Source organism: Streptomyces collinus Tu 365, from assembly GCF_000444875.1.
Taxonomy (GTDB): domain Bacteria; phylum Actinomycetota; class Actinomycetes; order Streptomycetales; family Streptomycetaceae; genus Streptomyces; species Streptomyces collinus_A.
In genome coordinates this window covers 4,834,368-4,850,846 of the sequence record NC_021985.1, presented here as the reverse complement: position 1 = coordinate 4,850,846, position 16,479 = coordinate 4,834,368, and the positions used below count along the sequence as shown (strand labels likewise).

At 67.1% G+C, this 16,479-nt stretch carries 10 protein-coding genes and 3 rRNA genes; 2 read left to right on the top strand and 11 right to left on the bottom strand.

Annotated features, from left to right (window positions below; all coding sequences use genetic code 11):
• Positions 1–78 precede the first annotated feature (78 nt).
• The 4 genes from B446_RS21070 to B446_RS21055 form a co-directional block, all read right to left on the bottom strand.
• Complete coding sequence (locus B446_RS21070) at positions 79–723, bottom strand: HAD family hydrolase (protein ID WP_020941463.1); 645 nt, start codon at positions 721–723, stop codon at positions 79–81.
• A gap of 71 nt (positions 724–794) precedes the next feature.
• Positions 795–911: ribosomal RNA gene (gene rrf / locus B446_RS21065) — 5S ribosomal RNA — on the bottom strand.
• A 69-nt stretch (positions 912–980) separates the two neighbouring features.
• Positions 981–4,100: ribosomal RNA gene (locus tag B446_RS21060) — 23S ribosomal RNA — on the bottom strand.
• A 302-nt stretch (positions 4,101–4,402) separates the two neighbouring features.
• Positions 4,403–5,928: ribosomal RNA gene (locus tag B446_RS21055) — 16S ribosomal RNA — on the bottom strand.
• The 16S, 23S and 5S rRNA genes sit together here, the layout of an rRNA operon.
• Positions 5,929–6,750: 822 nt before the next feature.
• Between B446_RS21055 and trpS the strand changes: the two genes are divergently transcribed.
• Positions 6,751–7,776 carry a tryptophan--tRNA ligase gene (trpS, locus tag B446_RS21050; RefSeq protein WP_020941462.1) on the top strand — a complete coding sequence of 342 codons (1,026 nt, stop codon included), beginning with the start codon at positions 6,751–6,753 and terminating at the stop codon, positions 7,774–7,776.
• A 60-nt stretch (positions 7,777–7,836) separates the two neighbouring features.
• On the opposite strand, the gene proC is transcribed toward trpS, so the two are convergent.
• The 6 genes from proC to B446_RS21020 all read right to left on the bottom strand — a co-directional run bounded on the left by proC (position 7,837) and on the right by B446_RS21020 (position 12,283).
• Positions 7,837–8,649: a pyrroline-5-carboxylate reductase gene (gene proC / locus B446_RS21045; RefSeq protein ID WP_020941461.1), complete on the bottom strand. Its 813-nt coding sequence runs from the start codon at positions 8,647–8,649 to the stop codon at positions 7,837–7,839.
• A gap of 68 nt (positions 8,650–8,717) precedes the next feature.
• Positions 8,718–9,515, bottom strand: coding sequence for an ABC transporter permease (locus B446_RS21040; RefSeq protein WP_020941460.1), 798 nt, complete (start codon positions 9,513–9,515; stop codon positions 8,718–8,720).
• Positions 9,512–10,306: an ABC transporter ATP-binding protein gene (locus B446_RS21035; protein ID WP_020941459.1), complete on the bottom strand. Its 795-nt coding sequence runs from the start codon at positions 10,304–10,306 to the stop codon at positions 9,512–9,514. The genes B446_RS21040 and B446_RS21035 overlap by 4 nt, the downstream gene beginning before the upstream one ends.
• Before the next feature lie 146 nt (positions 10,307–10,452).
• Positions 10,453–11,232 carry a class I SAM-dependent methyltransferase gene (locus B446_RS21030; RefSeq protein ID WP_020941458.1) on the bottom strand — a complete coding sequence of 260 codons (780 nt, stop codon included), beginning with the start codon at positions 11,230–11,232 and terminating at the stop codon, positions 10,453–10,455.
• A 186-nt stretch (positions 11,233–11,418) separates the two neighbouring features.
• Complete coding sequence (locus tag B446_RS21025) at positions 11,419–11,925, bottom strand: hypothetical protein (RefSeq protein WP_020941457.1); 507 nt, start codon at positions 11,923–11,925, stop codon at positions 11,419–11,421.
• A gap of 43 nt (positions 11,926–11,968) precedes the next feature.
• Positions 11,969–12,283, bottom strand: coding sequence for an SH3 domain-containing protein (locus tag B446_RS21020; protein ID WP_020941456.1), 315 nt, complete (start codon positions 12,281–12,283; stop codon positions 11,969–11,971).
• Positions 12,284–12,460: 177 nt separating this feature from the next.
• Between B446_RS21020 and B446_RS21015 the strand changes: the two genes are divergently transcribed.
• Positions 12,461–14,563, top strand: a complete 2,103-nt coding sequence (locus tag B446_RS21015) for a serine/threonine-protein kinase (protein ID WP_020941455.1) — start codon at positions 12,461–12,463, stop codon at positions 14,561–14,563.
• A gap of 55 nt (positions 14,564–14,618) precedes the next feature.
• Here the strand turns inward: B446_RS21015 and ilvD are convergent, their stop codons facing one another.
• Positions 14,619–16,472: a dihydroxy-acid dehydratase gene (gene ilvD / locus B446_RS21010; RefSeq protein ID WP_020941454.1), complete on the bottom strand. Its 1,854-nt coding sequence runs from the start codon at positions 16,470–16,472 to the stop codon at positions 14,619–14,621.
• Positions 16,473–16,479: the final 7 nt, after the last annotated feature.

Genomic DNA, 16,479 nt, shown 5'->3' with positions numbered 1-16,479 from the left:
GCCGGGCGGGGTCCGCCAGTAGAAACGAACGTCCGGAGGTCCGCGTGACAAATGTCAGCACCGGGACACTGGCCCGGGTCACACGAGCAGGTCAGCCAACTCCCCCATGCTGGAGAACAGTTGGTTCGCCTGCGCGAGCTTCTCCGCGGGCGTCATGGCGGTGAACCCGTACACGTCCATCCCGGCCGCCACGGCGGCCTGTACGCCCAGCGGGGAGTCCTCCACGACCAGGCACCGCCCGGGGGCGACGCCCATCCGCTCGGCGGCGTACAGGAAGAGATCCGGCGCCGGCTTGCCCCGCCCCACGTCCTGCGAGCTGAAGACGCGCCGCTCGTCGAACCACCGGTCGAGTCCGGTCGCACGGTGCCCGACCCTGATCCGCTCATGGCTCCCGGAGGAAGCGACGCAGAAGGCCACTCCGTCGGCGGCCAGCTTCTCCAGCACCCCGCCGGCGCCGGGCACCGGCTTCAGCTCCCGCTCGAAGGCGGCGAACACCCGTGCGTGGAAGACGTCGTCGAAGTCGTCCGGCAGCCGCCGGCCCGTCCGCTCCAGCACCAGGTCGTGGATGCGGTGCATCGCCGATCCCATGTAGTCCCGAATGGAGTCCTCGTACGACGTGGGGTGCCCCAGCTCGGTCAGGTAGGCGGCCAGGTGCCGGTTGGAGATCGGCTCGCTGTCCACGAGCACTCCGTCGTTGTCGAAGATGATCAGGTCGTAACGCATACCCCGACCCTAAAGGACCCTGAACGCAGAAAACCCCCGCATCTTTCGATGCGGGGGTTTTCTCAAGAATTGTTCGGCGGTGTCCTACTCTCCCACAGGGTCCCCCCTGCAGTACCATCGGCGCTGTGAGGCTTAGCTTCCGGGTTCGGAATGTAACCGGGCGTTTCCCTCACGCTATGACCACCGAAACACTATGAAACTGACAACCGAAAAGGCTGTTCGTGGTTTCAGAACCAACACAGTGGACGCGAGCAACTGAGGACAAGCCCTCGGCCTATTAGTACCGGTCACCTCCACCCATTACTGGGCTTCCAGATCCGGCCTATCAACCCAGTCGTCTACTGGGAGCCTTACCCTCTCAAGGAGGTGGGAATACTCATCTCGAAGCAGGCTTCCCGCTTAGATGCTTTCAGCGGTTATCCCTCCCGAACGTAGCCAACCAGCCATGCCCTTGGCAGAACAACTGGCACACCAGAGGTTCGTCCGTCCCGGTCCTCTCGTACTAGGGACAGCCCTTCTCAATATTCCTACGCGCACAGCGGATAGGGACCGAACTGTCTCACGACGTTCTAAACCCAGCTCGCGTACCGCTTTAATGGGCGAACAGCCCAACCCTTGGGACCGACTCCAGCCCCAGGATGCGACGAGCCGACATCGAGGTGCCAAACCATCCCGTCGATATGGACTCTTGGGGAAGATCAGCCTGTTATCCCCGGGGTACCTTTTATCCGTTGAGCGACGGCGCTTCCACAAGCCACCGCCGGATCACTAGTCCCGACTTTCGTCCCTGCTCGACCCGTCGGTCTCACAGTCAAGCTCCCTTGTGCACTTACACTCAACACCTGATTGCCAACCAGGCTGAGGGAACCTTTGGGCGCCTCCGTTACTCTTTAGGAGGCAACCGCCCCAGTTAAACTACCCATCAGACACTGTCCCTGATCCGGATAACGGACCCAGGTTAGACATCCAGCACGACCAGACTGGTATTTCAACGACGACTCCACCCATACTGGCGTATGAGCTTCAAAGTCTCCCAGCTATCCTACACAAGCCGAACCGAACACCAATATCAAACTGTAGTAAAGGTCCCGGGGTCTTTCCGTCCTGCTGCGCGAAACGAGCATCTTTACTCGTAGTGCAATTTCACCGGGCCTATGGTTGAGACAGTCGAGAAGTCGTTACGCCATTCGTGCAGGTCGGAACTTACCCGACAAGGAATTTCGCTACCTTAGGATGGTTATAGTTACCACCGCCGTTTACTGGCGCTTAAGTTCTCAGCTTCGCCTGGACGAATCCAAGCTAACCGGTCCCCTTAACGTTCCAGCACCGGGCAGGCGTCAGTCCGTATACATCGCCTTACGGCTTCGCACGGACCTGTGTTTTTAGTAAACAGTCGCTTCTCGCTGGTCTCTGCGGCCACCCCCAGCTCACGGAGTAAATCCGATCACCGAGTGTGGCCCCCCTTCTCCCGAAGTTACGGGGGCATTTTGCCGAGTTCCTTAACCATAGTTCACCCGAACGCCTCGGTATTCTCTACCTGACCACCTGAGTCGGTTTAGGGTACGGGCCGCCATGAAACTCGCTAGAGGCTTTTCTCGACAGCATAGGATCATCCACTTCACCACAATCGGCTCGGCATCAGGTCTCAGACTATGTGCAAGGCGGATTTGCCTACCTCGCGTCCTACACCCTTACCCCGGGACAACCACCGCCCGGGATGGACTACCTTCCTGCGTCACCCCATCACTCACCTACTAACCGCTTGGTTCGGCGGCTCCACCACTCCCCTCAACTCCGAAGAGATCAGGGCGGCTTCACGGCCTTAGCATCACGATGCTCGATGTTTGACGCTTCACAGCGGGTACCGGAATATCAACCGGTTATCCATCGACTACGCCTGTCGGCCTCGCCTTAGGTCCCGACTTACCCTGGGCAGATCAGCTTGACCCAGGAACCCTTAGTCAATCGGCGCAAACGTTTCTCACGTTTGTATCGCTACTCATGCCTGCATTCTCACTCGTCAACCGTCCACAACTACCTTCCGGTGCTGCTTCACCCGGCAGACGACGCTCCCCTACCCATCCATACACCCGTTGGGGCTGTTGCATGAATGACACGACTTCGGCGGTACGCTTGAGCCCCGCTACATTGTCGGCGCGGAATCACTAGACCAGTGAGCTATTACGCACTCTTTCAAGGGTGGCTGCTTCTAAGCCAACCTCCTGGTTGTCTGTGCGACTCCACATCCTTTCCCACTTAGCGTACGCTTAGGGGCCTTAGTCGATGCTCTGGGCTGTTTCCCTCTCGACCATGGAGCTTATCCCCCACAGTCTCACTGCCGTGCTCTCACTTACCGGCATTCGGAGTTTGGCTAAGGTCAGTAACCCGGTAGGGCCCATCGCCTATCCAGTGCTCTACCTCCGGCAAGAAACACACGACGCTGCACCTAAATGCATTTCGGGGAGAACCAGCTATCACGGAGTTTGATTGGCCTTTCACCCCTAACCACAGGTCATCCCCCAGGTTTTCAACCCTGGTGGGTTCGGTCCTCCACGAAGTCTTACCTCCGCTTCAACCTGCCCATGGCTAGATCACTCCGCTTCGGGTCTTGAGCGTGCTACTGAAACGCCCTGTTCGGACTCGCTTTCGCTACGGCTTCCCCACACGGGTTAACCTCGCAACACACCGCAAACTCGCAGGCTCATTCTTCAAAAGGCACGCAGTCACGAGATACAGCAAGCTGTATCCGACGCTCCCACGGCTTGTAGGCACACGGTTTCAGGTACTATTTCACTCCGCTCCCGCGGTACTTTTCACCATTCCCTCACGGTACTATCCGCTATCGGTCACCAGGGAATATTTAGGCTTAGCGGGTGGTCCCGCCAGATTCACACGGGATTTCTCGGGCCCCGTGCTACTTGGGTGTCTCTCAAACGAGCCGCTGACGTTTCGACTACGGGGGTCTTACCCTCTACGCCGGACCTTTCGCATGTCCTTCGTCTACATCAACGGTTTCTGACTCGTCTCACAGCCGGCAGACTGTGAAAGAGAGATCCCACAACCCCGCATGCGCAACCCCTGCCGGGTCTCACACGCATACGGTTTGGCCTCATCCGGTTTCGCTCGCCACTACTCCCGGAATCACGGTTGTTTTCTCTTCCTGAGGGTACTGAGATGTTTCACTTCCCCTCGTTCCCTCCACACTGCCTATGTGTTCAGCAGCGGGTGACAGCCCATGACGACTGCCGGGTTTCCCCATTCGGAAACCCCCGGATCAAAGTCTGGTTGACGACTCCCCGGGGACTATCGTGGCCTCCCACGTCCTTCATCGGTTCCTGGTGCCAAGGCATCCACCGTGCGCCCTTAAAAACTTGGCCACAGATGCTCGCGTCCACTGTGCAGTTCTCAAACAACGACCAGCCACCCGTCACACACCACTTACGCGATGCTTCACCGGGGCCGGCGACTGAGGAAGTTCATTCCCTCAGACACCCAACAGCGTGCCCGGCCGGATCCCGTCCGGAGATCATGCGTTCCACGCTCTTGCGAGCAGTACTAGCAGCCTCCGACCCGAGGTCCTGGCCGAATAATCAACGTTCCACCCATGAGCAACCAGCATCAGGCGTTCGCTGATGTTCTGGCCTCTGACCGAGCAGGCTCGGTAAGAAGTGCTCCTTAGAAAGGAGGTGATCCAGCCGCACCTTCCGGTACGGCTACCTTGTTACGACTTCGTCCCAATCGCTAGTCCCACCTTCGACAGCTCCCTCCCACAAGGGGTTGGGCCACCGGCTTCGGGTGTTACCAACTTTCGTGACGTGACGGGCGGTGTGTACAAGGCCCGGGAACGTATTCACCGCAGCAATGCTGATCTGCGATTACTAGCGACTCCGACTTCATGGGGTCGAGTTGCAGACCCCAATCCGAACTGAGACCGGCTTTTTGAGATTCGCTCCACCTCACGGTATCGCAGCTCATTGTACCGGCCATTGTAGCACGTGTGCAGCCCAAGACATAAGGGGCATGATGACTTGACGTCGTCCCCACCTTCCTCCGAGTTGACCCCGGCGGTCTCCTGTGAGTCCCCATCACCCCGAAGGGCATGCTGGCAACACAGAACAAGGGTTGCGCTCGTTGCGGGACTTAACCCAACATCTCACGACACGAGCTGACGACAGCCATGCACCACCTGTACACCGACCACAAGGGGGCGCCTGTCTCCAGACGTTTCCGGTGTATGTCAAGCCTTGGTAAGGTTCTTCGCGTTGCGTCGAATTAAGCCACATGCTCCGCCGCTTGTGCGGGCCCCCGTCAATTCCTTTGAGTTTTAGCCTTGCGGCCGTACTCCCCAGGCGGGGAACTTAATGCGTTAGCTGCGGCACCGACGACGTGGAATGTCGCCAACACCTAGTTCCCACCGTTTACGGCGTGGACTACCAGGGTATCTAATCCTGTTCGCTCCCCACGCTTTCGCTCCTCAGCGTCAGTAATGGCCCAGAGATCCGCCTTCGCCACCGGTGTTCCTCCTGATATCTGCGCATTTCACCGCTACACCAGGAATTCCGATCTCCCCTACCACACTCTAGCTAGCCCGTATCGACTGCAGACCCGAGGTTAAGCCTCGGGCTTTCACAATCGACGTGACAAGCCGCCTACGAGCTCTTTACGCCCAATAATTCCGGACAACGCTTGCGCCCTACGTATTACCGCGGCTGCTGGCACGTAGTTAGCCGGCGCTTCTTCTGCAGGTACCGTCACTTTCGCTTCTTCCCTGCTGAAAGAGGTTTACAACCCGAAGGCCGTCATCCCTCACGCGGCGTCGCTGCATCAGGCTTTCGCCCATTGTGCAATATTCCCCACTGCTGCCTCCCGTAGGAGTCTGGGCCGTGTCTCAGTCCCAGTGTGGCCGGTCGCCCTCTCAGGCCGGCTACCCGTCGTCGCCTTGGTGAGCCATTACCTCACCAACAAGCTGATAGGCCGCGGGCTCATCCTTCACCGCCGGAGCTTTACAGCCTCCACCATGCGGTGGAAGCTCATATCCGGTATTAGACCCCGTTTCCAGGGCTTGTCCCAGAGTGAAGGGCAGATTGCCCACGTGTTACTCACCCGTTCGCCACTAATCCCCACCGAAGTGGTTCATCGTTCGACTTGCATGTGTTAAGCACGCCGCCAGCGTTCGTCCTGAGCCAGGATCAAACTCTCCGTGAATGTTTACCGGTAATCCGGTTGAACACCACGAGAGCGGTGCGAGAGGAGGAATAGTCCTCTCGCACACAGCGTCCTCGCTGTGTTTTTCAAAGGAACCTCGTCCCAGCCGTGACGGCCGGAGACGGGGTATCAACATATCTGGCGTTGATTTTTGGCACGCTGTTGAGTTCTCAAGGAACGGTCGCTTCCTTTGTACTCACCCTCTCGGGCTTTCCTCCGGGCGCTTCCCTTCGGTCTTGCGTTTCCGACTCTATCAGATCTTTTCTCGATCCGATTTCCTCGGTGCTTTCCAGGTCTTCGCTTTCGCGTTTTCCTTTCCGGCGGTTCCGACTCTATCAGATCCTTTCGGCGTCCGATTCCCGGTCGGCGGGGTGTCTTCCCGGCTGTTGGGCCGTTCCGACGAGTGAGACTTTAGCGGATTCCCGCGCCCCGAGCTAATCGGGGCGGCGCCCTTTCGAACGCGGATTCCTCATTCGCAAATACGCGCGTCAAAGCAGTCGACACCGAGGCGTCGATGAGTGACGGGTACTTGCGGAATGGCTGTCCGGGGACCGACCGGAGTCGGCGCTCACGTCGGACAACCCGGAGAACAGTACGGATCGGCCCGGGGTGTGTCAACTCGCTGCCCTGGCCCCTCCCCGGGCGTACGCTGGGGACATGCCTACGCGTACGTGCACCCAGCAGTGGTGGGCCGCCTGACGGCGGCCGCTCTCACGTATGCACCCAACGGCCGCCGACCCGGCGGCCGTTCTCGTATCTCCCTCCAGGACTCCGGGAGCCGGCCGACCGGGACGGCGGCCTCGACCAGGAGGAGACACAGAGATGACGCGGGTCTTCAGCGGGATCAAGCCGACCGGACACCTGACCCTGGGGAACTACCTCGGTGCCATGCGGCGCTGGGCCGAGGTGGACCAGCACCGGTCGGACGCGCTGTTCTGCATCGTCGACCTGCACGCGCTCACCGTGGACCACGATCCGGCGCGGGTGCGCCGGCTCAGCCGGCAGGCGACGACGCTGCTGCTGGCGTCGGGGCTGGAGCCCGAGCTGTGCACGGTGTTCCTGCAGAGCCACGTCGACGAGCACACGCGGCTGTCGTACCTGCTGGAGTGCGTGGCGACGGACGGCGAGATGCGCCGCATGATCCAGTACAAGGAGAAGGCCGCGCGTGAGCGCCTGCGCGGCGGGAGCGTGCGCCTGTCCCTGCTGACGTATCCGGTACTGATGGCCGCGGACATCCTGGCCTACGGGGCGGACGAGGTGCCGGTGGGTGACGACCAGGTGCAGCACGTGGAGCTGACCCGGGATCTGGCGGTGCGGTTCAACCAGCGGTACGGGCACACGTTCACGGTGCCGAGAGCCACCCGTCCGGAGGTGGCCGCACGGGTGATGAACCTCCAGGATCCGACCTCGAAGATGGGGAAGTCGGACGACTCGGGGCCGGGGATCGTCTATCTCCTGGACGAGCCGGACGTGGTGCGCAAGAAGGTGATGCGCGCGGTGACCGACAGCGGGCGGGATGTGGAGTACGACCGCGAGGGGCGGCCGGGGGTCGCCAACCTGCTGGACATTCTCGCTGCGTGCACGGGCGGGAACCCTGAGTCACTGGCGGCCGTTTACGACTCGTACGGCGCGTTGAAGAAGGACACCGCGGAGGCGGTCGTGGAGGTCCTCAGGCCCGTGCAGACCAGGCACAGGGAGCTGTGCGCGGAACCCGCGTACGTGGAGGAGGTGTTGCGGATCGGTGCGGAGAAGGCCCGGGCGTCGGCCCGGCCGACCGTCGACAGCGCCTACCGGGCGATCGGGCTGCTGCCTCCCGTGGCGGAGCCCGCGCTGAGAGCGGCTCACTAGCGCGGCTCACCGGACACGGGGCGGCGGGGTGGCCCGCCGCCCACCGGCCGGTCGGCCGTGTCAGTCCTTCTTGCCGGAGGCGAGTTCGCGGCTGCGGTCGCGGGCGGCTTCGAGAGCGGCGATGAGTGCGGCGCGGACCCCGTGGTTCTCCAGCTCGCGGATGGCGTTGATCGTCGTGCCCGCCGGGGAGGTGACGTTCTCCCGGAGCTTGACGGGGTGCTCGCCGCTGTCCCGGAGCATCACGGCGGCGCCGATGGCGGACTGGACGATGAGGTCGTGCGCCTTGTCACGGGGCAGGCCGAGCAGGATGCCGGCGTCGGTCATGGCTTCGACCAGGTAGAAGAAGTAGGCCGGCCCGGAGCCTGACAGGGCGGTGCAGGCGTCCTGCTGGCTCTCGGGGACCCGGAGGGTCTTGCCGACGGCGCCGAAGATCTCCTCGGCGGTGGCGACGTGGTCGTCGGTGGCGTGGCTTCCGGCGGAGATGACGGACATGGCCTCGTCGACGAGGGCGGGGGTGTTCGTCATGACGCGCACGACCGGGGTGCCCGCGGCGAGGCGCTCCTCGAAGAAGGAGGTGGGGATACCGGCGGCTCCGCTGATCACCAGCCGGCCGGCGGGGACGTGCGGGGCGAGTTCGTCCAGGAGGGCGCCCATGTCCTGCGGCTTGACCGTGAGGATCAGGGTGTCGGCGGTCTTGGCCGCCTCGGCGTTGCCGACCGGGGTGACTCCGTGGCGGGTGCGGAGTTCCTCGGCGCGTTCGGGACGGCGGGCGGTGACCAGGAGGTCGGCCGGCTTCCAGCCACCGCGGATCATTCCGCTGAGCAGGGCTTCGCCGATCTTGCCGGTGCCGAGGACTGCGACTTTCTGGCTCATGAAGTCATCCTCGCACCGGCTCCACGGGGCCCGGGTGGTTGTCCGGCAGGCGGAACACGGACGGGTCGTCAGGCGGTGCGCCGCCGCAGGGTCGCCGCCCCGAGGCCCAGGACGAGCAGGGCGCAGCCGGCGACGATCAGGATGTCGCGGACGAAGGTCGCCGTCATGTCCGTGTGGTGGAGGACCTCGTTCATGCCGTCGACGGCGTACGACATCGGCAGCACGTCGGAGACGGCCTCCAGGACGGGGTGCATGTCGGAGCGGGGAGTGAACAGGCCGCACAGGAGGAGCTGGGGGAAGATCACCGCGGGCATGAACTGGACCGCCTGGAATTCCGAGGCCGCGAAGGCCGAGACGAAGAGTCCGAGGGCCGTGCCGAGCAGGGCGTCGAGCAGCGCCACGAGCAGGAGCAGCCAGGGCGAGCCGGTGACGTCCAGGCCGAGGAGCCAGACCGAGAGCCCGGTGGCGAGGGCCGACTGGACGATGGCGAGGGCACCGAAGGCGAGGGCGTAGCCGGCGATGAGGTCGGCCTTGCCCAGCGGCATGGCGAGCAGCCGTTCGAGGGTGCCCGAGGTGCGTTCGCGCAGGGTGGCGATGGAGGTCACCAGGAACATCGTGATCAGCGGGAAGACGCCGAGCAGCGAAGCGCCGATGTTGTCGAAGGTGCGCGGGCTGGCGTCGAAGACGTAGCGCAGCAGGACCAGCATCAGGCAGGGGATGAGGAGCAGCAGCGCGATGGTGCGCGGGTCGTGGCGGAGCTGACGCAGGACGCGTGCGGCCGTGGCGGTGGTGCGGCCTGCGTTCAGGGCGCGGGCGGGGGCCGCCTGGGTGGGGGCTGCCTGGGTGGTGGGGGCGGTCGTGCTCATCGGGTCGTCTCCTTGGTGCGGTCGGCGGCGGCCGCTTCGTCCACGAGGCGGAGGAAGGCGGCCTCGACGGTGTCGGTTCCGGTTCGGGTGCGCAGGGCGTCGGGCGTCCCGTCGGCCAGGATCCGGCCGTCGCGCATGAGGAGGAGGCGGTGGCAGCGCTCGGCCTCGTCCATGACGTGGGAGGAGACGAGGAGGGTGGCGCCCCGGGCGGCGAGGTCGTGGAAGAGGGTCCACAGGTCGCGGCGCAGGACGGGGTCGAGGCCGACGGTGGGCTCGTCGAGGACGAGCAGTTCGGGGCTGCCGAGGAGGGCGACGGCGAGGGAGACGCGGTTGCGCTGGCCGCCGGAGAGGTTGCCGGCGAGGGCGTCGGCGCGGCTGGTGAGGTCGACCTCGGCGAGGACGCGTTCGGTGTCCTGGCGGCGGTCGGCGGGCGCGCGGTGGGGTTCGAGGATCGCCGCGAAGTAGTCGAGGTTCTGACGGACGGTCAGGTCGTCGTAGACGGAAGGTGCCTGGGTGACGTAGCCGACCCGGCTGCGCAGGGTGGGGTGTCCGGCGGGGCGGCCGAGGACGTCGAGGGTGCCGGTGACCTTGGCCTGGGTGCCGACGACGGAGCGCATGAGGGTGGACTTGCCGCAGCCGGAGGGGCCGAGCAGGCCGGTGATCTGGCCGCGCGGGACGGTGAAGTCGAGGTGGTGGAGGACGGTGCGGGCGCCACGGACGACGGTGAGGCCGTCGGCGTGGACGGCGTGGGGTGCCGTGGCGTGGGGTGGGTCGGCCAGATAATTCATCATGCGATGAATAATGTTCCCGTCGGGCCGCGCCGTCAAGGGGTTCGTCCGTCGCGGGCGGGCAGGTGCGGTGGCAGACGAGAGCGGCGGCCCGGAAAGAACCGGGCCGCCGCCGAGGAAGAGAGGAGAGGGCAGAGAGAGGGGGAGGTTCAGGTCTTGGTCGCGACGAGCAGCAGCACGTCGTACGTCTCCTCGACGACGCCGTCGGGGAACACCTTCAGCAGATGGCTCCGCTCCTCCTCCAGGAACGCGCGGCTGCGCTCCTCGGCCGTGACCAGGAAGGCCGAGTGGCTGCCGATGTTGGCGAGGTGGGTGTCGACCGGGACGCGGCGGCTCCAGCGGACCTCGCGGCGGGCGAAGCTGAGCCGGCCGCTCGGGTCGGCGCGCTCGGGGCGGTCCCCGGCCTTGCGCTTCTCGGCGGCGATGTCCACGCCGAAGAACCTTCCGCTGCGGTCGGCGGCCTCGGCGATCCACTCGATGTCGAGGGCGTCGGTGTTCCACCACAGGGCCAGCGCGCCCCCGGGCCGCAGCACGCGCAGCGCTTCCGGGACCGAGCGGGCGGTGTCGGTCCAGTGCCAGGCCTGCGCGTAGGTGACGAGGTCGGCGTGGCCGTCGGCGACGGGGAGCGCGTCGCCGCTGCCCCGCACGACCGGGACGTCCGGCAGCGAGCGGCGGAACTCGGCGGCCATGCCCGCGCCGGGCTCGACCGCGAGGACGTCGGCGCCCCGGGCGTGGAGCAGCGCGGTCGCGATCCCGGTGCCGGCACCGACGTCCACGACCCGGGCCCCGGCCAGCGGCCGTCCGGCCAGTTCCTCGACGGCGTCGAGGAGGGCGGGCGGGTAGGAGGGCCGGTTCGCCGCGTACTGCGCCGCGGCGTCGTCGAAGGAACGGGCTCGGGCGGCGTGGGAGGGAGGCTGCGTCGTGGTCATACGGCCATCGTCGCGGGACCGGCCGCACCGGCGACAGCGGATATCGGGCCGCGGGTCCGGGCAGCGCGGTCGCCATGACCCGAGTTCGCCGCGACATGGCGGAGTTCGGGCCGCAGGGCGGGACCGGGCCGAAGGAGGCGACCGCCGTCCGTCACGAGCCGGTACTGCTGACCGCCCGCGCCGGCCTCAGCCGCGGCGCTTCTTCCTCGACGGGTTGCCGGTGCGCCGGGAGGTGCGACGGGTGTACTCCTCGCGGGCCCGGTCGTACTCCTCGCGGTGGAGCTTCTCGCCCGGGGCCTCGGTGAGGGAGCGGAAGAAGTAGGCGAGCAGCGAGCCGACGAAGCCGATGGCGAGCAGGCCGCGCAGGGTGGCCTGGCGCTGGGGGTCGTGGCGCTTGCCGAACCCCTCCCAGGTGTTGCGGAAGGCGAGCGCGCTGCAGATGGCGAACATCGCGACGACCAGCACGGTCACGAAGGCACCGCTGTCGGCGATCCGGATGCCCTCGTAGGCGAAGCGCAGGATCAGACAGGAGGCGGCGGCAGCGGCGAGGGACCCGGCCGCGACGCCGGCCCGGCGGGCCGCGTACCCGTGGTCGTGGTCCACCCAGGACGTGCCGAAGAAGCGCAGGGGCTCGGGGCGGGGGCCGCCCGGGGAGCCCGCCGGTGTGCCCGGGGTGCCGGTTTCGTCGCTCACGGGACGATTATGGCTCCGGGCCGGGGCGGGCTCCGGTGCGGGGTCAGAAGGAGCAGCGGGAGGCGACGTAGCCGTCGGTGCCGGTGTGCACGTAGGCGTCCGAGACGAACTCGCCGTTGTCGATGTTGTCCCAGATCTTCGACGTGCCGTACGGGCCCGTCACCGCCGTGCCCGGTGCCTGGCAGAAGATCGGGACGCGGGAGCCCTCGGGCAGGACACGGACGATGCTGTAGTCGGTGCCGGGGCCGTTGCGCACGTTGAGGCGGACCCCCGGGGCCACCGCGAAGGTACGCACGGCCGTCTCGGCCGTGAGCGACTCCCCCGCCCCGGGACCGGTGACTGCTTCGTCTACGGACATGAGACCTCTCCCCCTTGTCCCCACCGATGCCAGGGGGACCGCTGACTCCTGGAAGCGCGTCACGGAACACCTGTGCGCGACTCGCACGCGGAGGCTAGCAAGCCGCCTCTGTCTCGTACGAGTCATCGACTAGGCTCCGTGCGTCGCGCGCGCGGACGAACAGCACGGGGGTGGTCCATGGCGCCACAGCGCAACATCGGAGCGGGCGCGGAAGCGGAACTTCCCGAGTACGCCGGCCAGTACCACCTCGAGTCGTGCCTCGGCTCCGGTGGCATGGGCGTCGTGCATCTCGCCCGCAGCACCTCCGGCCTGAAGCTCGCGGTGAAGGTCGTACACGCGGAATTCGCCGCGGACCCCGAGTTCAGAGGCCGGTTCCGGCAGGAGGTGGCCGCCGCCCGGAGGGTGAGCGGCGCCTTCACCGCGCCGGTCGTGGACGCCGATCCCGAGGCCGAACGGCCGTGGATGGCCACGCTGTTCATTCCCGGCCCGACCCTGTCCGAAGAGGTCAAGCGGAACGGGCCTATGGCTCCCGCGCAGTTGCGCCGGCTCATGGCCGGGCTCGCGGAGGCATTGCGCGACATCCACCGGGTGGGGGTGGTGCACCGGGACCTCAAGCCGAGCAACGTGCTGCTCGCCGAGGACGGGCCGAAGGTCATCGACTTCGGGATCTCCCGGCCGAAGGACAGCGAACTGCGGACCGAGACCGGGAAGTTGATCGGCACACCGCCGTTCATGGCGCCCGAGCAGTTCCGGCGGCCGCGGGAGGTGGGCCCGGCGGCGGACATCTTCGCCCTCGGGTCGGTGCTGGTGCACGCGGCGACCGGGCGCGGGCCGTTCGACTCCGACAGCCCGTACGTCGTCGCCTATCAGGTCGTGCACGACGAGCCGGACCTGACCGGGGTGCCGGAGAGTCTGGCGCCGCTGGTGCTGCGCTGCCTGGCCAAGGAGCCCGAGGAGCGGCCGACGCCGGACGAGTTGATGCGGGAACTGCGGTCGGTGGCCGCCTCGTACGACACCCAGGCGTTCATACCGGCGCAGCGCACGGACGACGGCTCGCCGAAGCAGCGGCCTCCCCGCGACGAACCGGCGCCGGCACCCCGCAGGCGCCCGGGCAGACGCACGGTCCTGGCCGCCGGGGCGCTGGCACTCGCCGTGGGCGCCGCGCTCGCCGCATCGCTGTGGCCGGGCAGCGGTGGGGACGGTCCCTACACGGAGGTGACCGCCACGCACGCCGCGGCGGCGGCCGGGGGCGCGGCCTGGCAGGCCGACCCGGGCGGGATGAAGCCCGGGATGCCGCGGTGCGCGGACGGTGCCGGACGGCTGCTGTGTCTTCGCTCGGGAACGGCCTACGCGCTCGATCCCAAGGACGGCTCGCTCCTGTGGCGGCGCACGGTCGCCGAGGACCGAGCGAGCGGGCCGCCCGCGCCGGCCGGCGGTCTGCTGGTACTGCCGACGGACGGAGGGCGGCGGGTGGTGGCCCTCGACCCGGCATCCGGAAGACCCCGCTGGCAGCGCGCGCTGCCCGCCAACACGGGACTGCGCGTCGCCGACGGCATGGTCCTCGTCGCCGGCACGGACCGCGTGGTGACGGGATTCGACGGCAGGTCGGGGAAGGAGCGGTGGCACCACCGGCTGCCCGGCCGTGACACACCGACCCTGGCCGTCTTCCCCGGCGATCCGCTGGTTCATGCGGCCACCGCCTCGGCGGACGGGGCGTACACGCTGTTCACGGCCTTGGACGCGCACACCGGGACCGCTCGCTGGACGGCCCGGCTGCGGGGGGTGCTCCGGCCCGTCGGCAGCGAGGACGGATCGCTGGTCATGCTGTCCGACGATGGCGCTGGGGTCACCGGTGCGGTGGTCCGTTACTCACCCGCCACGCGGACGACGCGGCGTGTGCCCCTGCCGATCGCGCTGGTGGCTCCTCAGGCCGCCGTGCACGGCGGCCAGGTCTATCTGCTGGCCGCCGGTGGCTTGCTGGAGGCCGTGGACCTGCACACCGGGAAGCGGCTCTGGCACCTGGAGACGGGCGTGAGCCGCGGCTCCCTCCCCGTCGCCACCGCCGGGCACGTGTACTTCAGCGCCCCTGACGGGCGCCTGCTCGCCGTGGGGTCCCGTGACGGCCGGCTGCTCGGGCAGACGTCCCCGCGGCTCGGCACCGCCGGCGGGCAGGTCGCCAGCACCCTGCCCGCCCCCTTCCTCATCGGCCCCCACGTCTACGCCACCGCCCCCGACGGCTCCGTCTTCGCCCGTGACGGGCGGGACCCGGCGTCCTGGTGACGAACGAAAGGGGCCGCCTCGAGGGAGGCGGCCCCTTCGGGTCGTGCGGGTGCGGTCAGCCCAGTCGGCTCACGTCGCGCACCGCGCCCTTGTCCGCGCTGGTCGCCATCGCCGCGTAGGCACGCAGCGCGGCGGAGACCTTGCGGTCGCGGTCGCGCGGGGCGTACACGCCGCCGAGGGCCTCTTCGCGGCGGTTCAGTTCCGCCTCGTCGACCAGCAGCTCGATCGCGCGGTTGGGGATGTCGATGCGGATGCGGTCGCCGTCCCGGACCAGGGCGATGGTGCCGCCGGAGGCCGCCTCGGGGGAGGCGTGGCCGATGGAGAGGCCGGAGGTGCCGCCGGAGAAGCGGCCGTCGGTGATCAGGGCGCAGGTCTTGCCCAGGCCGCGGCCCTTCAGGTACGAGGTCGGGTAGAGCATCTCCTGCATGCCGGGTCCGCCCTTGGGGCCCTCGTAGCGGATGACGACGACGTCGCCGTCCTTGACCTCCTGGGTGAGGATCCGCTGGACGGCCTCCTCCTGGGACTCGCAGACCACGGCCGGGCCCTCGAAGGTCCAGATCGACTCGTCGACGCCGGCCGTCTTGACCACGCAGCCGTCGACGGCCAGGTTCCCCCTCAGGACGGCGAGGCCGCCGTCCTTGGAGTAGGCGTGCTCGGCGCTGCGGATGCAGCCGCCCTCGGCGTCGTCGTCCAGCGCCTCCCAGCGCTCGGACTGGGAGAAGGCCTCGGCGGAGCGGACGCAGCCGGGGGCCGCGTGCCACAGCTCGACGGCCTCGGGGGACGGGGAGCCGCCGCGGACGTCCCAGGTCTTGAGCCAGTCGGAGAGGGAGGGGCTGTGGACCGCGTGCACGTCCTCGTTGAGCAGGCCCGCGCGGTGCAGCTCGCCGAGCAGGGCGGGGATGCCGCCGGCCCGGTGCACGTCCTCCATGTAGTACGTGCGGTTCTTCGCGACGTTGGGGGCGACCTTGGCGAGGCAGGGGACGCGGCGGGAGACGGCGTCGATCTCCTCCAGGCCGAAGGCGACGCCCGCCTCCTGGGCGGCGGCCAGCAGGTGCAGGATCGTGTTGGTGGAGCCGCCCATCGCGATGTCCAGGGCCATGGCGTTCTCGAAGGCCTGGAAGGTGGCGATGTTGAGCGGCAGGACGGTGTCGTCGTCCTGCTCGTAGTAGCGGCGGGTGAGGTCCATGACCGTGCGGGCCGCGTTCTCGTACAGGGCGCGGCGGGCGGTGTGGGTGGCGAGGACCGAGCCGTTGCCGGGCAGGGAGAGGCCGATGGCCTCGGTGAGGCAGTTCATCGAGTTGGCGGTGAACATGCCGGAACAGCTGCCGCAGGTGGGGCAGGCGTTCTCCTCGATGCGGAGGATGTCCTCGTCGGAGATCTTGTCGTTGACGGCGTCGGAGATCGCGTCGACCAGGTCGAGGGTGCGGACCGTGCCGTCGACGAGGGTGGCCCGGCCGGACTCCATGGGGCCGCCGGAGACGAAGACCGTCGGGATGTTCAGGCGCAGGGCCGCCATCAGCATGCCCGGGGTGATCTTGTCGCAGTTGGAGATGCAGACCAGGGCGTCGGCGCAGTGCGCCTCGACCATGTACTCGACCGAGTCGGCGATCAGGTCGCGGGAGGGCAGGGAGTACAGCATGCCGCCGTGGCCCATCGCGATGCCGTCGTCCACGGCGATCGTGTTGAACTCGCGGGGGATGCCGCCCGCCTCCTTGATCGCCTCGCTGACGATCCGGCCGACCGGCTGGAGGTGGGTGTGGCCCGGCACGAACTCGGTGAAGGAGTTGGCGACGGCGATGACGGGCTTCCGGCCGATGTCCGCACCGGGTACACCGGAGGCGCGCATAAGGGCGCGGGCGCCCGCCATGTTGCGGCCGTGGGTGACTGTGCGGGACCTCAGCTCGGGCATCGTCGCT

Bases quoted from the DNA above. Each gene is read 5' to 3' on its own strand.
- B446_RS21020 (WP_020941456.1), bottom strand. From the start codon at position 12,283: ATGTCCGTAGACGAAGCAGTCACCGGTCCCGGGGCGGGGGAGTCGCTC.
- B446_RS21030 (WP_020941458.1), bottom strand. From the start codon at position 11,232: ATGACCACGACGCAGCCTCCCTCCCACGCCGCCCGAGCCCGTTCCTTC.
- ilvD (WP_020941454.1), bottom strand. From the start codon at position 16,472: ATGCCCGAGCTGAGGTCCCGCACAGTCACCCACGGCCGCAACATGGCG.
- B446_RS21070 (WP_020941463.1), bottom strand. From the start codon at position 723: ATGCGTTACGACCTGATCATCTTCGACAACGACGGAGTGCTCGTGGAC.
- trpS (WP_020941462.1), top strand. From the start codon at position 6,751: ATGACGCGGGTCTTCAGCGGGATCAAGCCGACCGGACACCTGACCCTG.
- proC (WP_020941461.1), bottom strand. From the start codon at position 8,649: ATGAGCCAGAAAGTCGCAGTCCTCGGCACCGGCAAGATCGGCGAAGCC.
- B446_RS21040 (WP_020941460.1), bottom strand. From the start codon at position 9,515: ATGAGCACGACCGCCCCCACCACCCAGGCAGCCCCCACCCAGGCGGCC.
- B446_RS21035 (WP_020941459.1), bottom strand. From the start codon at position 10,306: ATGATGAATTATCTGGCCGACCCACCCCACGCCACGGCACCCCACGCC.
- B446_RS21015 (WP_020941455.1), top strand. From the start codon at position 12,461: ATGGCGCCACAGCGCAACATCGGAGCGGGCGCGGAAGCGGAACTTCCC.